The 14,207-nt window shown below is 55.4% G+C and carries 15 protein-coding genes; 13 read left to right on the top strand and 2 right to left on the bottom strand.

Annotated features, from left to right (window positions below; translation table 11 throughout):
* Nucleotides 1-1,608: an L-aspartate oxidase gene (gene nadB, locus ACJJJA_RS16370; RefSeq protein ID WP_444902780.1), complete on the bottom strand. Its 1,608-nt coding sequence runs from the start codon at nt 1,606-1,608 to the stop codon at nt 1-3.
* Between the two features lie 178 nt (nt 1,609-1,786).
* Here nadB and rpoE point away from each other — a divergent pair, with 178 nt between their 5' ends.
* From rpoE to ycjG, 5 genes are all read left to right on the top strand, one after another.
* Nucleotides 1,787-2,401, top strand: a complete 615-nt coding sequence (gene rpoE, locus ACJJJA_RS16365; protein ID WP_226647383.1) for an RNA polymerase sigma factor RpoE — start codon at nt 1,787-1,789, stop codon at nt 2,399-2,401.
* Nucleotides 2,402-2,518: 117 nt separating this feature from the next.
* Entirely contained in the window at nt 2,519-3,223 is a 705-nt protein-coding gene (locus tag ACJJJA_RS16360; RefSeq protein ID WP_444902779.1) for a sigma-E factor negative regulatory protein, read from the top strand.
* 1 nt (nt 3,224) lies between these two features.
* On the top strand, nt 3,225-4,400 hold the full coding sequence (locus tag ACJJJA_RS16355; RefSeq protein WP_444902778.1) for a MucB/RseB family sigma factor regulatory protein: 1,176 nt from the start codon (nt 3,225-3,227) through the stop codon (nt 4,398-4,400).
* 5 nt (nt 4,401-4,405) lie between these two features.
* Nucleotides 4,406-4,858 (top strand): SoxR reducing system RseC family protein, encoded by a 453-nt coding sequence (locus ACJJJA_RS16350; protein ID WP_444902777.1) that lies wholly within the window; start codon nt 4,406-4,408, stop codon nt 4,856-4,858.
* Between the two features lie 44 nt (nt 4,859-4,902).
* Nucleotides 4,903-5,850 carry an L-Ala-D/L-Glu epimerase gene (gene ycjG / locus ACJJJA_RS16345; RefSeq protein WP_444902776.1) on the top strand — a complete coding sequence of 316 codons (948 nt, stop codon included), beginning with the start codon at nt 4,903-4,905 and terminating at the stop codon, nt 5,848-5,850.
* Here ycjG and mpaA read toward each other — a convergent pair.
* Complete coding sequence (mpaA, locus tag ACJJJA_RS16340) at nt 5,838-6,542, bottom strand: murein tripeptide amidase MpaA (protein WP_444902775.1); 705 nt, start codon at nt 6,540-6,542, stop codon at nt 5,838-5,840. The genes ycjG and mpaA overlap by 13 nt on opposite strands.
* 175 nt (nt 6,543-6,717) lie before the next feature.
* Here mpaA and ACJJJA_RS16335 point away from each other — a divergent pair, with 175 nt between their 5' ends.
* The 8 genes from ACJJJA_RS16335 to acpS all read left to right on the top strand — a co-directional run bounded on the left by ACJJJA_RS16335 (nt 6,718) and on the right by acpS (nt 14,197).
* Entirely contained in the window at nt 6,718-8,112 is a 1,395-nt protein-coding gene (locus ACJJJA_RS16335; protein ID WP_444884221.1) for a Do family serine endopeptidase, read from the top strand.
* A gap of 133 nt (nt 8,113-8,245) precedes the next feature.
* The gene (gene lepA / locus ACJJJA_RS16330) at nt 8,246-10,051 is read left to right on the top strand and encodes a translation elongation factor 4 (RefSeq protein ID WP_252082557.1); all 1,806 of its coding nucleotides are present in this window, start codon (nt 8,246-8,248) and stop codon (nt 10,049-10,051) included.
* A gap of 43 nt (nt 10,052-10,094) precedes the next feature.
* Nucleotides 10,095-10,862 (top strand): signal peptidase I, encoded by a 768-nt coding sequence (lepB, locus tag ACJJJA_RS16325; RefSeq protein ID WP_252082555.1) that lies wholly within the window; start codon nt 10,095-10,097, stop codon nt 10,860-10,862.
* 48 nt (nt 10,863-10,910) lie between these two features.
* Nucleotides 10,911-11,351 carry a DUF4845 domain-containing protein gene (locus tag ACJJJA_RS16320; protein ID WP_444902774.1) on the top strand — a complete coding sequence of 147 codons (441 nt, stop codon included), beginning with the start codon at nt 10,911-10,913 and terminating at the stop codon, nt 11,349-11,351.
* Nucleotides 11,344-12,024, top strand: coding sequence for a ribonuclease III (gene rnc, locus ACJJJA_RS16315; RefSeq protein WP_252082551.1), 681 nt, complete (start codon nt 11,344-11,346; stop codon nt 12,022-12,024). Before ACJJJA_RS16320 ends, rnc begins: the two co-directional genes overlap by 8 nt.
* A gap of 113 nt (nt 12,025-12,137) precedes the next feature.
* Entirely contained in the window at nt 12,138-13,037 is a 900-nt protein-coding gene (gene era / locus ACJJJA_RS16310) for a GTPase Era (protein ID WP_444884224.1), read from the top strand.
* Between the two features lie 24 nt (nt 13,038-13,061).
* Nucleotides 13,062-13,811, top strand: a complete 750-nt coding sequence (recO, locus tag ACJJJA_RS16305) for a DNA repair protein RecO (protein WP_444902773.1) — start codon at nt 13,062-13,064, stop codon at nt 13,809-13,811.
* Complete coding sequence (acpS, locus tag ACJJJA_RS16300; protein ID WP_252082544.1) at nt 13,808-14,197, top strand: holo-ACP synthase; 390 nt, start codon at nt 13,808-13,810, stop codon at nt 14,195-14,197. The genes recO and acpS overlap by 4 nt, the downstream gene beginning before the upstream one ends.
* The last annotated feature ends 10 nt before the right edge of the window (nt 14,198-14,207 follow it).

The following is a 14,207-nucleotide window of genomic DNA, read 5'->3' as shown; positions in this document are numbered from 1 at the left end:
TCAGATAAATTGCCTCTGATTGGCGTAGTTTTCCGGTACCAGCACCGTATCCATGGCCAGCTCTCTGAGATCTGGATAATCGAGAGAGTAGTGCAGGCCCCGACTCTCGCGGCGGTCCAGAGCCGAGCGGATGATCAAATCGGAAACCAAGGCCAGATTGCGTAGTTCCACTAGATCATTCGTGATGCGGTAATTGGCATAAAACTCGCGAATTTCCCGCTGCAGGAGTTTTACTCTGTGCTGAGCGCGCAGCAGGCGCTTGCGGGTGCGCACGATTCCCACGTAGTCCCACATAAAGCGCCGCAGCTCATCCCAGTTGTGGGATATCACAACGTCTTCATCAGAGTCTGTAACTCGCGAGGCGTCCCACTCCGGCGCCTTGCGCGGCGCTTGCACCGAGTCGAGATGTTCGTCGATGTGCAAGGCCGCAGAACGGGCGTATACCAGGCATTCCAATAGGGAGTTACTAGCTAGGCGATTGGCGCCATGAAGGCCGGTAAAAGTGGTTTCCCCGATGGCATAGAGTTGGTCCAGGTCGGTGCAACCGTGTTGATCTACCATAATTCCACCGCAGGTATAGTGGGCGGCAGGCACCACCGGGATGGGCTCTTTGGTGATATCTATGCCGTATTTCAGGCAGTTGCTATATACGGTGGGGAAGTGCTCACGTACAAAGGTGGAATCTTTGTGGGAGATATCCAAATAGAGGCAGTCGGCACCAAGGCGTTTCATTTCATGGTCAATGGCACGGGCGACGATGTCCCTGGGGGCTAGTTCACCGCGCTTATCAAAGCGTTCCATAAAGCGGCCGCCATCGGGCAGTTTCAACTGTGCTCCCTCGCCGCGCAGGGCTTCTGTAACCAGCAGGGCTTTAGCCTTGGGGTGGTAGAGGCAGGTGGGGTGGAATTGGTTGAATTCCATATTAGCCACCCGGCAGCCGGCGCGCCAAGCCATGGCAATGCCGTCGCCGCTGGCACCATCTGGATTACTGGTATACAGATAGGCCTTGCTGGCACCACCGGTGGCGAGGATCACCGCCTTGGCCTGCAATAGCTCGACTTCTTCAGTATTTTTATTCAGCACATAGGCGCCAGCACAGCGAAAACGCCCTTTCTCGGGGTCCGGTTGGCGTATTAAATCAATGGCGACGTGATGTTCAAAGCAGTCAATATTGGGGCTGTTGAGCACTTTCACCAGCAAGGTGCTATGTACGGCTTTGCCCGTGGCGTCGGCGCTGTGAATGATACGGCGATGGCTGTGCCCACCTTCTTTTGTCAGGTGGTAGTCCTCGCCCTCGCGGGTGAAACTCACGCCCTGGTCAATCAGCCAGCGAATGGCTGCGGTGCTCTCTTCTACCGTGAAGCGGACAGACGATGGGTGGCAGAGTCCGGCACCCGCGTCTAATGTGTCTGCAATATGTGACTCCACCGAATCCATATCGTCTAACACTGCCGCGATGCCCCCCTGGGCGAACCAGGTGGAACCGTCCTGCAGACGCTGCTTGGAAAGCAAGGCTACGCGGTATTTGGCGGAGAGATGCAGGGCCAGGGTGAGGCCAGCGGCGCCGCTGCCGATGACGAGAACGTCGTAGTTTACCGGGGCATTCATAGATTTCATTTATCTTTAAGGGTCGCGTAGTATAGCGCCTCCTGATTATTCGTCGATTTGACGTGGAACTTATGTCCTATTGTCAGTGTCTTCAACACAGTAAAAGAAACGCCTGCGCCGGCAGCCCCTCAGTAAATCGTTGTGGTGCCCGCAGTGTGGCTGGATATGGGAGTTGGGGATGACAGCGCATCAGGCGTCAACGAGTGACCGTGAGCTGGTGGAGCGGGTTCAAAAGGGAGATAAACGCGCTTTTGACCTGTTAGTACTCAAGTATCAACACAAAATTGTTGCTGTGGTCAGCAGATTTATCAAGGACCACAGTGAGGTACAGGATGTCACTCAGGAGGCTTTTATTAAGGCCTACAGGGCGCTCGCCAATTTCCGTGGCGACAGCGCTTTTTACACATGGATGTACCGGATTGCGATTAATACCGCTAAAAATCATTTGGTTTCCCGTAGCCGCAGGCCCCCGTCTTCCGATGTGGATCTTGAGGATGCCGAGTTCTACTCCGGCGCCGATCTGTTGCGGGATAACGAAACACCTGAGAACCAGATGTTTCGTGACCAGCTTGAATCTGCGGTGCATCGCGCCATTCGCGCACTGCCAGAGGATCTGCGTTCAGCGGTTACGCTGAGAGAGCTTGAGGGACTGAGCTATGAGGAGATCGCCGAGGTAATGGGATGCCCGGTAGGCACAGTACGTTCGAGAATTTTTCGTGCACGGGAAGCTATTGACCGGACAGTCCAGGCCGTGATGGCCGGTGAGCCGGAAACACTGGGTGACCGGGGTTAAAATTGCGGAAAATTTTCCCAACTGGGGAAACCAACCGCCGAGAGCCCGGTCTTATCTCATACCAACTATGGTGCGTGTGGGCACCGAATAAATGATTGCACAAGAGGGTTAACCCCTATGTCCCACGGGAATCATCAGGAACGTCTCAACGAGTCGCTCTCGGCGCTTATGGATGGCGAAGTCAGCGAGTTGGAGTTGCAGCGGCTGTTAAAAGCCTCTTCGGCTTCTGAAGAGTTGGGTGAGCGCTGGTCACGCTACCAACTTGCGGCGAGTGTAATGCGCCGCGAACAAGTTGCCCCTGTGAACAGCAGTCTCGCTGCGAACATCTCTGCGGCAATTGATCTCGAAGAGCCCTTGTCGCAAACGGGGAGTGGTGGTGCCGTGGCGGTCAATGGGTTGATCAATAACCGTTGGTGGCGTCCGCTTTCACGTGGTGCGGTAGCGGCCACTGTAGCATTTGCTGCAATTCTTGGGGTTCAACAGATTACCGATACACAGCAGAGTCCAGTACAGGGTCAGGGTGTGGAATTGATGGCAGAGGTTGAGCGCCCGGCACAGCCGGTAGTGCAATCTGCCCCGCAGCCGTCCGGTTTTTATGTGCCGGCACCATCTACCCGCTCAGTAAGCACAGCCACTCCCAGCTTTGTACCCGAGCAGCGTGGTGTGGTTGGCCAGCAGGTGATTCAGCAGGTGCCTACACCGGAGCTGATGCGCCATCTGAACCGTGTAATGATGCAACACTCAGAACAGGCCGCGCATGTCGGCAGCCAGGGCATGGTGCCTTTTGCCCGCGCGACCTACGGCGAACAAGTTGGTATGTAGCGTGACGAAAGCCGTTTTCAGGGGGAGTCTTATCCGTATTGGAATTCGCAGGGCCAGTAACCTCTTACTGGCCATCTCACTGCTGACGCCACTGGCGATCGCCCAGGAGACAGTCAGCACCGATAATGCTATCCAACCCAGTGCGCCGAGTATCGTAAACCTCGATATGGCCAGCACCCAGGCGGCAGCTTCTGCTGCTGATGTGACAAACCCGAGCAGTGAACAGGATGCCCTGGCTACCGCCAACCCGGAACCTCCGGCTGTTGACCCCACAGTGCTCTCTGCAGAAGCTCTGACCAGTCCTGGTGCTGTGTCGGTAGCGGTTGCCGGTAATGAGGTAGAGCAGTGGTTGGCCAAGCTTGCCAAGGCGGTTGCCGAGCTGGAATACAGCGGGCTGGTCACCTTTGAGCACGCCGGCATGCTTGAAACCCTGCAGGTGGTACACGCGGTCCGCGACGGAGAACAGGTAGAGCGTGTGCGCTACCTCAGTGGAGAGCCGCGAGAGTTGATCAGCCACGGTAGCAGCAGCAATTGTGACTACGGTGTTTCGCCCAGTGCTCGGGCTACCCTATGGAATGCGGTGGGACAGCAACAAGTTCAGCGCGCCTACCAGTTTATTTTGCGTGGCGAGGAGCGTATTGCCGATCGCGATGCCGTAGTGATCGAGGCCAGGCCGCGGGATCGCTACCGGCTCGGGCTGGTGGTCAGCTTAGACCGGGAAACCGGCCTGCCCCTTAAAACTATGTTGGTGAGCACTCAGGGCCGAGTGTTGGAGCGCTACCAGTTTGTACAGCTAGACTTGTCGCCGGTAGAGGATGGTGCCCTGGCGGCGGTCTCCAATAATGCGCGACGGGTTGATAATCGTACTAGCTGCGAATCCTCCCAGAGTCGCTGGCAAGTGCGCTGGCTGCCGGAAGGTTTCAAGGTGGTATCGGTGAAACCCCTTTCCGATGGCGATATGATGGTCTTTAGTGATGGGCTAGGCGTATTTACCGTGTTTGTGCAACGCCTTGGGCCTGAGCTAAAGGATTTTAAAGGCAGAGCCATACGCGGTGCGACAGTGGCCTATATGGACCGAATGGAAGTCGATGGCGTCGCTTATACCGTTACTGTCGTTGGGGAAATTCCCGATGCCACGGCGCGCAGAGTAGCCAGTTCTATTGCTGAAAAAGGCTGAGTGCCGTGCTTGAAGAGCGCGGCCGTATTGTCGCCATAGAATCCGACGCTGTCTGGGTTGAAACAATCCAGCGCAGCGCCTGCAATGGTTGTGAGGCCAAGTCTGGCTGCGGCACTGGTCTACTTGGTGACTTTTTTTCTTCTTCCACGCGAGTGAGAGCAGTTCTTAACGGCTACCCGGCCGATAAAATTTCCCTGAATGATACCGCCGTAATCGGCATTACTGAGAGTGCCCTTACCAGCAGTACCCTGCTGGTTTATTTGTTACCCCTGGTTTCCCTGGTGCTTGTTGCACTATTGGGGGACTATCTTTTCGCTGAGGCTGGCGCCGTTATAGGTGCGCTACTGGGCCTACTGGGCGGTGCTCTCGGCGTGCGTTGGTACAGTCGCCGCCAAGCTGCCAATCCCACTTATACCCCGGTGCTATTGCGCATAGAGCCCAGCAGCGGGCATTCATAACAGAACCTAAACTGATAACTCCAAGGTTTAATCGGAGTCTTTCCATGTTGGCCCGCTGCTATATAGAGCGCTGGCCCCTGCGCACGGCCTTTGTTATCTCCCGCGGAGCTCGCACTGAAGCAGAAGTCGTCGTTGTAGAGGTAAAGCTGGAAGGCCGCGTGGGTATTGGAGAGTGCACCCCTTATGCCCGCTATGGCGAAAGCCCTGAATCGGTTGTGCAGCAGTTGGAACCCTTGCTTTCCGAGCTGGCTGCCGGTTTGAAGCGAAGTGCTTTGGCGTCGCGATTGCCCGCTGGCGCCGCGCGCAATGCCCTCGACTGCGCGCTGGCTGACTGGGAGGCGAAGTACAATAATGTGCCCTTTGCCGGCCCCGATTCCCTGCCTACCGTACAGACTTTGGTGATCGACAGCCCGGAGGCCATGGCTATGGCCGCGGACAATGCGGTATCCCATGGAGTGCAAGTGTTAAAGCTCAAGCTGGATGATCATCTGGTCTGTGAGCGGGTGGCGGCCGTACGTGCCGCTGCGCCCAGTGCCCAGTTGGTGATTGATGCCAATGAAGCCTGGCAGAGCATCACTCTGATCGAGCGCTGTCAGCAGTTGGCCGAGTTGGGGGTTGCCATGCTGGAGCAACCCTTGCCTGCGGACGACGATGAATTTCTCACCACATTTCCCCATCCACTTCCTATCTGTGCCGATGAGAGCTGCCATACCCGAGCTGACTTGCCGCGCCTGAAGGGGCGCTATGAGATGGTCAATATTAAGCTCGATAAGACCGGGGGGATTCGTGAGGCTGAGGCTCTGGCGAAGGAGGCATCCGCGCAGGGTTTTGAGCTGATGCTCGGTTGTATGTTGTGTACCTCGCGGGCAATACGTGCGGCTTGGCCTCTGGGGTCAAAGGCGCGCTACCTGGATTTGGATGGCCCCACCTGGCTGGCGAGAGATGCCGAGCCCCCACTGCGCTTTACTGCTGGCAGGGTTTATTGGTCGTAAGTAATCAGGTCGATAAGTATATCTAAGTACTCCTCACTGGCTGCATCAGCGGAGATTGGTGGAAACTCCACGGTGATACAGGGCAGGGCGCGCTCGGCGCACCAGGTACCGAAAGAGCCCGGTGTTTGGTAGCCTAGCTGTTCGACCAGTGGCAGCTGCATACCTTCGGCCAACCAGGCTCCCAGTGCAGTTTTGTCGGGGTCTTCCACGCAGCCCAGGGGCTCGTGGATGGATACCGTCCAAGGGGGCGCCAGTTTAGTAATCAACTGGGATAACGCGGAGGTTTCACTCTCAGAGGCGGGCCTGTTGCCGGTACCGAGTTGGACATCGCGGGCATCTGCTGTGCTATTCCAGCGGTAAACATTGCCGCCGCCGTCCCAGTTCTCTGTGGCAAAGTTGCGGTTCAGGTCTACGCCGTTTGCATTGCAGCGGGTACCCAACTGGCAGCCATCGGGATTTACCGCCAGTATCACATGGTGTTTGAGTTGGTTCGTCGCCAGTGAGCGCAATGCACAAGAGAGTGCTACCACTGCTGCGACTTCATCGCCGTGGGTGCCGGCCATCACCAGGCCTGGTTTGTGGCCGGATTGAGCGGGAAAATAAAAAAGTGGTGCGCCCAGGGCACTGTATCCGTACAGTTCTTTGGGGAGGTGGAATTGGCCTCGCTGTGGGCGTGGGCGCAGTTTGGACATCGCTGGCCTTTACACAGATTTACATTAGGCGGCAGAACTTTCGTGGCTATACAGCCACTAAATCGTTACTGAATGTCCCTAAAGGGGCCGGAGCCATTCCGTCGAGGCATGCCCTGGAAGGGATTCAAATTCCAATGGTTTCATATTAGAAGGGAACACTAGGGGTAACAAACCTATGGTTAAACGCTGTACACAATATCTCTTGGTACTCTGTCTCTTGGTTTCTGGCGCTGCTAGTGCGCGCGGACTGCCAGAACTTACCGAATTGATAGAGGAAAACTCTCCTGCGGTGGTTAAGATCAACACGGTGGATCGCAGCCGGGTGGCTCGCGGCAACAACTCGCCGCAGTATCAGCAGGAAATCCCCGATATTTTCCGTCACCTGATCGAGCCACGCCGTCGTCAGCGCCCAGTGGCCAGCATGGGCTCAGGTTTCATCATTTCTGAAGATGGTTATATCGTGACCAACAACCATGTGGTCGATGGTGCAGATGAGGTGAGAGTTACGCTAACCGATCGCCGCGAATACGAGGCGAAGGTGATAGGCACCGATGAGCGCTCGGATCTTGCCCTGCTCAAGATCGAAGCTGATGACCTTTCGGCAGTGCGCTGGGGGGACTCAGAGGAGTTGCAGGTAGGTGAATGGGTGGTCGCGATCGGCTCGCCATTCGGCCTCGACTACTCCGCCAGTGCCGGTATCGTGAGTGCCATGGGGCGCAGTATCCCCAATGAAAGTCGCGAAAACTATGTGCCATTCATTCAGACCGATGTAGCGATCAACCCTGGCAACTCCGGTGGGCCGTTGTTTAATCTCGATGGACGGGTAGTGGGGATCAACTCCCAGATTTATACCCGTAGCGGCGGATCTATAGGCCTGTCTTTCGCTATCCCAGCGAGTCTGGCCCAGGATGTGGTTGCCCAGTTGAAAGAGAAGGGTCGTGTGGATCGCGGCTGGCTCGGCGTTGGTATCCGCAATGTGGACCGTGATATGGCTGAAGCCATGGGGCTCGGTAAACCTTCTGGTGCGCTAGTGGAGCAGGTGAGCCCAGGTACTCCTGCGGCTGAGGCCGGTATTAAACCTGGAGATGTAATTATCCGTTTTGATGGCCGCAAGATTGGTGTACATGGAGACCTGCCACATGTAGTAGGTCAGGTTCGCCCCGGCACCGAGGTTCCTGTGGAGCTGATGCGCAAGGGCAGAACCGAAAAGCTACAAGTGGTTGTCGGTTCTCTTCCGGGTTCTGATGAAGAGCGCAGCCAGGCGTCCAATCAGCCGGCATCCAGAATGGGTGGCCCCCTCGGTGTGGTTGTCGAGGAAATCCCGGAGGGTATGAAGCAGCGCTGGAATGTAGATACTGGCGTGCTTGTACGCCAGGTTATTCCCGGCAAGCCAGGTGCAAAGGCGGGTCTGCGTAGCGGTGATATCATCGCCCAGCTGGGCTTTGAGGAAGTGACTGATATCAGCGACTACGAAACGGTGGTCGATGACCTCCCCAAAGATGAGCTGTTGCCGATCCGCTTTTTCCGAGCTGGCCAGTCAACTTTCCGCACAATTAAGATCGAAAGCTAAGTACAAGAGGCAAATGGTGGCCCATTGGGTCACCTGCCTCTCACCTCTGCTCGGGAGTTCTGTTAGACTTGCGCCACACAGCTGGCAGCTCCGTCAGCTAATCATTTGATTTTTCAAGGGTTTTTATTCCGCAGTGGCCACAGATCTCTCACATATCCGCAATTTCTCCATTATTGCCCATATCGACCACGGGAAATCTACCCTGGCGGACCGCTTTATTCAGGATTGCGGTGGGCTCTCAGACCGCGAAATGGAAGCCCAGGTGCTCGACAGCATGGAGTTAGAGCGCGAGCGCGGTATTACCATCAAGGCGCAGAGTGTAACGCTCGACTACAAAGCGCGGGATGGTAAGACCTACCAGTTGAACTTTATCGATACCCCGGGACACGTGGACTTCTCCTACGAGGTATCCCGCTCCCTGGCAGCCTGTGAAGGGGCGTTGTTGGTAGTGGATGCCGCACAAGGTGTCGAGGCCCAGTCAGTGGCCAACTGTTATACGGCGATTGAGCAGGGCCTGGAGGTTATCCCGGTACTAAACAAGATGGACCTGCCCCAAGCGGATCCGGATAAAGTCGCTGAGGAAATTGAGGAAATCATCGGCATTGATGCTGCCGATGCGACCCGTTGCAGCGCCAAGTCCGGTCTGGGTGTAGAGGATGTCCTTGAGGATCTGGTGCGTCAGGTTCCACCACCCGAGGGTGATGTGGATGCTCCGCTACAGGCCCTGATCATCGACTCCTGGTTCGATAGCTATTTGGGCGTTGTGTCCCTGGTACGAGTAGTACAGGGCACCCTGAAAACCAAAGACAAGATTGTCACCAAGTCGATTGGTCGCCCCCATGTGGTGGATAACGTCGGTATCTTTACCCCCAAGCGCAAAGAAACTGGTGTGCTGCGTGCCGGTGAAGTGGGTTTTGTTGTGGCTGGCATCAAGGATATTCATGGCGCGCCAGTGGGCGATACCCTGACCCACGCTAAGGGTGCCGATGAAATCGAAATGCTGCCGGGCTTCCAGAAGGTCAAACCACAGGTTTACGCGGGTTTGTTCCCGGTTAGCTCCGACGATTACGAAGGCTTCCGCGATGCGCTGGAGAAGCTTTCTCTTAACGATGCCTCTTTGTTCTATGAGCCTGAGACCTCTGATGCGCTCGGCTTTGGTTTCCGCTGCGGCTTCCTCGGTATGCTGCACATGGAGATTATCCAGGAGCGTTTGGAGCGCGAGTATGATCTCGACTTGATCACCACTGCGCCAACTGTGGTGTATGAGGTTGAGCAGACCGACGGCGAAGTGGTGATGGTGGATAACCCATCGCGCCTGCCGGATGTGGGTAACATTGAGGAGATGCGTGAGCCTATTGCCGAGGTGAATATCCTGGTACCGCAGGAATATCTGGGCAACGTGATTACTCTCTGCGTGGAGAAGCGCGGTATTCAGAAAGATATGCAGTACGTGGGTTCCCAAGTATCCCTGCGCTATGAGCTACCCATGAGTGAAGTGGTGATGGATTTCTTCGACCGCCTCAAGTCGGTGAGCCGTGGCTTTGCTTCCCTGGATTACAGCTTTGTGCGCTTCGAAGCGGCAAAACTGGTGCGTCTGGATATCCTCATTAACGGGGATCGAGTCGATGCCCTGGCGCTGATCGTGCACCGTGAGAATGCCCAGCAGAAGGGGCGTGCCATGGCGGAAAAAATGAAAGAATTGATTCCCCGGCAGATGTTCGATGTGGCAATTCAGGCGGCTATTGGTGGCCAAGTGGTGGCCCGTACCACCGTAAAGGCTCTGCGCAAGAATGTGACTGCAAAATGTTATGGTGGCGATGTCACCCGTAAGAAAAAACTGCTTGAAAAGCAGAAAGCGGGTAAGCGCCGTATGAAACAGCTCGGTCGAGTGGAAGTGCCACAAGAGGCCTTCCTGGCCGTGCTGAAGGTGGATCAATAGTGGCTAGGCCCGCTATTGGCTTCAAGGAAAATAGAGATACATAATGGATATTAATTTACCTCTGATTCTGCTCTGGTTAGTCGTTATCAGTGGCGGTATCTGGCTGGTAGACAGCCTGTTCTTTGCCCGTCGCCGCAAAAAAGAAGGCGGGGGCAAGCAAGAGGATCCAGTGGTTGTGGAGTACGCAAAGTCGTTCTTCCCAATCCTGGCAATCGTTTTTGTGTTGCGCTCTTTTATTGTCGAGCCTTTCCAGATTCCCTCTGGCTCCATGATCCCAACCCTTCAGGTTGGTGATTTTATTCTGGTCAATAAGTATGAGTACGGCTTGCGCTTGCCGGTCTCCCGTAAAAAAGTAGTAGATATCGGCGAGCCTCAGCGCGGCGACGTGATGGTGTTTTTCCCACCGCACATGAATGATACCTACTTTATCAAGCGGGTTATTGGCCTTCCCGGTGACAAAATTGAGCTGAAAAACAATGTGCTCTATGTCAACGGTGAGCTGGCACCGCAGGAGCTGATTCAGGCGATGCCCCCGGTAAATCCGAGACAGGAAATATTGTGGGAAAATCTCTATGGCAAGCGCCATTTAATGCAAAAAAATATCCCTGCCAGTCAGTACGGTAACTTTAGTGGTGTAGTTCCGGAAGGCCATTACTTTATGATGGGCGACAACCGCGATAACAGCCTCGACAGCCGTGCATGGGGCTTTGTCCCTGAGCGTGATGTAGTGGGTAAAGCCTTTGCTATTTGGATGCACTGGGACAACTGGCTCAGTTTGCCCAGCTTTAAACGTGTAGGCTCTATCCAATGACGAAAATGGCCGGCGTTGTGCCGGCGATATGGATTGAGGGCAAAGGTAATGAGTAGTGTTATCCGGGTTTCACTAAAGCGTCAGCGCGGCATGAGTTACTGGGGTTGGTTGTTGGTTATTGCGGTGTTGGGCTTTGCCCTTACCTGTGTTTCTAAAATGGCCCCAGCCTACGTGGATGCGCGTTATGTGAGTGGGGCCCTGAGAACTCTGGGTGAGAACCCGGAGCTGGAAAATATGTCGACCGGCCAGATAAAGAAAGAGCTGGGCCGTTTCTTTCTGATCAACAATGTGCGCGGAGAGCCCACTAAAGCATTGCAGGTGGTGCGTGGGGCGAAAAGTACTGTGGTCAGTATTAATTACGAGTTGCGCCAGCCGCTGATTTATAACGTGGATGTCGTGATGAAATTTAACAAACAGCTCGATACGGCCAAGCCTGAGCTTTGTTGTGATCCTTTGATAGATCTGGAGCAATTCCGCAAACGTGACTGACCTTTTACTGGAGCGCCTCTGCCAGCGCCTTGGCCACAAATTTGAACAAAGCACTCTTTTGGAGTTGGCGCTTACACACCGATCCCACGGCAGCCGTAACAACGAGCGTTTGGAATTTCTCGGTGATTCCATTCTCGGCTTTACTATTGGTGCCGCACTCTATGAGCAATTTCCTCAGGGGCGCGAGGGCCAGCTGAGCCGTTTGCGCGCGCAACTGGTCAGTGGTGAAACCCTGGCCAAGCTGGCGCGAGAGCTGGATATTGGCGACTGCTTGCGCCTGGGCGAGGGGGAGATGAAAAGCGGCGGCTTTCGCCGTGCCTCTATCTTGGCTGATGCGGTGGAGGCCCTCATCGGTGCCATCTACCTTGATGCCGGTCTGGAGGCAGCGCGCGCTAGAGTGCTGGCATGGTTTGCACCACGGCTACAGGAGTTGTCACTGGAGACGGTGAAAGACCCCAAAACCCGCTTGCAGGAATGGCTCCAGGCCCGTAAAAAGCCACTGCCTGAGTATTCAGTCGTGGATGTGTCCGGTGCTGAGCACGCCCAGCACTTTATCGTAGAATGCCGGGTTAGTGGTTTGGCCCAGCCGGTTCGCGGCGAGGCCAATAGTCGCCGCGCCGCAGAGAAAACTGCCGCGGTAGAGGCTTATAAGCGCCTCACTGGGCAGGACTAACCTTACAATTAGAGCGCAGCGGTTTATCGCCCGGCTCGGACAGATAGCCCCTGTGTGCGGGGGCGAGCAGAGCCCGGTTTCGCTGGGCACTTCAACCCTTTCGGAGAAACTTCTTGAGCGAACAACCCTCTCGCTGCGGCTATGTAGCGATCGTCGGCCGCCCCAATGTGGGAAAGTCCACGCTGCTTAACCATTTGCTGGGCCAGAAGCTGGCGATTACTTCACGCAAGCCCCAGACAACCCGCCACAACATGCTCGGTATTAAAACCGATGGCCCCAATCAGATTATTTTTGTGGACACACCCGGCCTGCATTCGGATCAGGAAAAGGCCATCAACCGCTATATGAACCGTGCGGCTTCCAGTGCAGCTCGGGATGTAGATGTGGTGGTGTTTGTCGTGGAGCGCACCCGCTGGAGTGAGGGAGATCAGCTGGTGGCTGATAAGTTGCGCGGTCTCAAGTGTCCGCTGATTATCGCCGTCAATAAAGTCGATCAGCTGGAGGATAAGAGTGATTTGCTGCCTCAGCTGCAGGCTTTGGCGGAACAGCACCCTAAGGCTGAAATTGTGCCGATCTCGGCACTGCGTAACGTCAACCTCGATTCCTTAGAAGAGGTAATCCTCAAGCATTTGCCAGAGGGGCAACACTTCTTCCCAGAGGATCAAGTTACTGATCGCAGTTCACGCTTCCTCGCCGCAGAGATTGTGCGTGAAAAAATTATGCGTCAGCTGGGTGCGGAAGTGCCCTACCAAGTCACTGTTGAGGTTGAGGAGTTCAAACAGGAAGGGAAGATTCTGCATATCAGCGCGGCGATCCTGGTGGAGAGATCGGGGCAGAAGCGAATTATCATCGGCAACAAGGGTGAGCGTATCAAGCAGATTGGCAGTCAGGCTCGTGAAGATATGGAGCGCCTGTTCGATAGCAAGATAATGCTGAATTTGTGGGTTAAGGTGAAGTCCGGCTGGTCTGATGACGAGCGTGCCCTACGCAGTCTCGGCTATCGTGACGAGTAACCCTCTTCCCCTGACTCGTCCGCCATGAAGACACCACCGCCGGCGCAGCCGGCGTACATTCTCCACGCCCGGCCCTATCGCGACTCCAGCCTGATTCTTGAGTTATTCACTCCAAACCATGGCCGTATTGGTTGTGTTGCCCGCGGTGCGCGGAGGGACAAGCAGCGGCGCCAGCAGGCGCTGCAACCTTTTACGCCTCTATTAGTTACTCTGCTCGGTGCTGGATCCCTGAAAACCCTCGGGCCCGTGGAGAATGTTGGAGTTCCACTCTGGCTTAAGGGGCGTGCTGTCTATGGCGGGCTCTACGCCAATGAGTTGATGGTGCGCTTGCTACCGGAGGGTGAGGCGCACATAGGTCTGTTTGCCACCTATCAGCGTCTACTGCAGGAGCTATCAGATCTGGGCGGTACGGACAGTGCAGAGTTGGAAGGACCACTGCGCAGTTTCGAATTACAGCTGCTCGCGGAGTTGGGTAGTTGCCCGCCGTTGGATTATTGTGTGCAGAGTCAGGGTGTTGTGAGTGAGGCAGGCAGCTACAGGTTGGAATTGGAGGTGGGCTTTGTGCCGGTGCACAGGCAGGGTGCTATTGCTCTGCGTGAATGGGAGTTTTTTGGTTCAGAGCTGTTGGGGATACTGCGGGCTAAAGAGTCAGGTAAGTGGCCGGCAGAAGTATTGGGCCCGGCAAAGCGTTTAACCCGTATTTTGTTGCGCACATTACTGGGGGAGAAGCCCTTGCAGAGCCGTGAGTTATTTAAACAGGTTTACGGGAAATGATTGTTAGCATCGGTACCGACATTTGCAATTACAGCCGTATCGAGTCAGTTTGGCGCCGCCATGGTGATCGTTTCGTGGAGCGTATATTGAGTGGTGGCGAACGCTGTGATTTTGCCGATCTTGCCGAGGCGAATAGAGCGGCCTATTTGTGCAAGCGCTTTGCTGCTAAAGAAGCGGTGGGTAAAGCTCTAGGTACTGGTATTGGAGAAGGTGTTTCCTGGCAGGATATCGAAGTGCGTCGGCGCCAGGGTGCAGCTCCGCAGGTGCTGCTGCGGGGTGGAGCGCAGAGGCGGGCTCAGGCGATGGGGGTGGAGGTGATACACCTCTCCCTTTCCGATGAAAAGGATGCAGCCCTGGCGTTTGTGATTTTTGAAGCTCGCAGTTAAGCCGGAGCAT

The sequence above is a fragment of the Microbulbifer mixtoriginis (SeqCode) genome (assembly GCF_052466865.1).
This window is presented reverse-complemented; position numbering and strand designations above follow the sequence as displayed.

Excerpts from the sequence above, each read along its gene's own strand:
- recO (WP_444902773.1), top strand. The coding sequence starts at position 13,062 with ATGAAGACACCACCGCCGGCGCAGCCGGCGTACATTCTCCACGCCCGG.
- acpS (WP_252082544.1), top strand. The coding sequence starts at position 13,808 with ATGATTGTTAGCATCGGTACCGACATTTGCAATTACAGCCGTATCGAG.
- lepB (WP_252082555.1), top strand. The coding sequence starts at position 10,095 with ATGGATATTAATTTACCTCTGATTCTGCTCTGGTTAGTCGTTATCAGT.
- nadB (WP_444902780.1), bottom strand. The coding sequence starts at position 1,608 with ATGAATGCCCCGGTAAACTACGACGTTCTCGTCATCGGCAGCGGCGCC.
- rpoE (WP_226647383.1), top strand. The coding sequence starts at position 1,787 with ATGACAGCGCATCAGGCGTCAACGAGTGACCGTGAGCTGGTGGAGCGG.
- ACJJJA_RS16335 (WP_444884221.1), top strand. The coding sequence starts at position 6,718 with ATGGTTAAACGCTGTACACAATATCTCTTGGTACTCTGTCTCTTGGTT.
- mpaA (WP_444902775.1), bottom strand. The coding sequence starts at position 6,542 with ATGTCCAAACTGCGCCCACGCCCACAGCGAGGCCAATTCCACCTCCCC.
- ACJJJA_RS16320 (WP_444902774.1), top strand. The coding sequence starts at position 10,911 with ATGAGTAGTGTTATCCGGGTTTCACTAAAGCGTCAGCGCGGCATGAGT.
- ACJJJA_RS16360 (WP_444902779.1), top strand. The coding sequence starts at position 2,519 with ATGTCCCACGGGAATCATCAGGAACGTCTCAACGAGTCGCTCTCGGCG.
- ycjG (WP_444902776.1), top strand. The coding sequence starts at position 4,903 with ATGTTGGCCCGCTGCTATATAGAGCGCTGGCCCCTGCGCACGGCCTTT.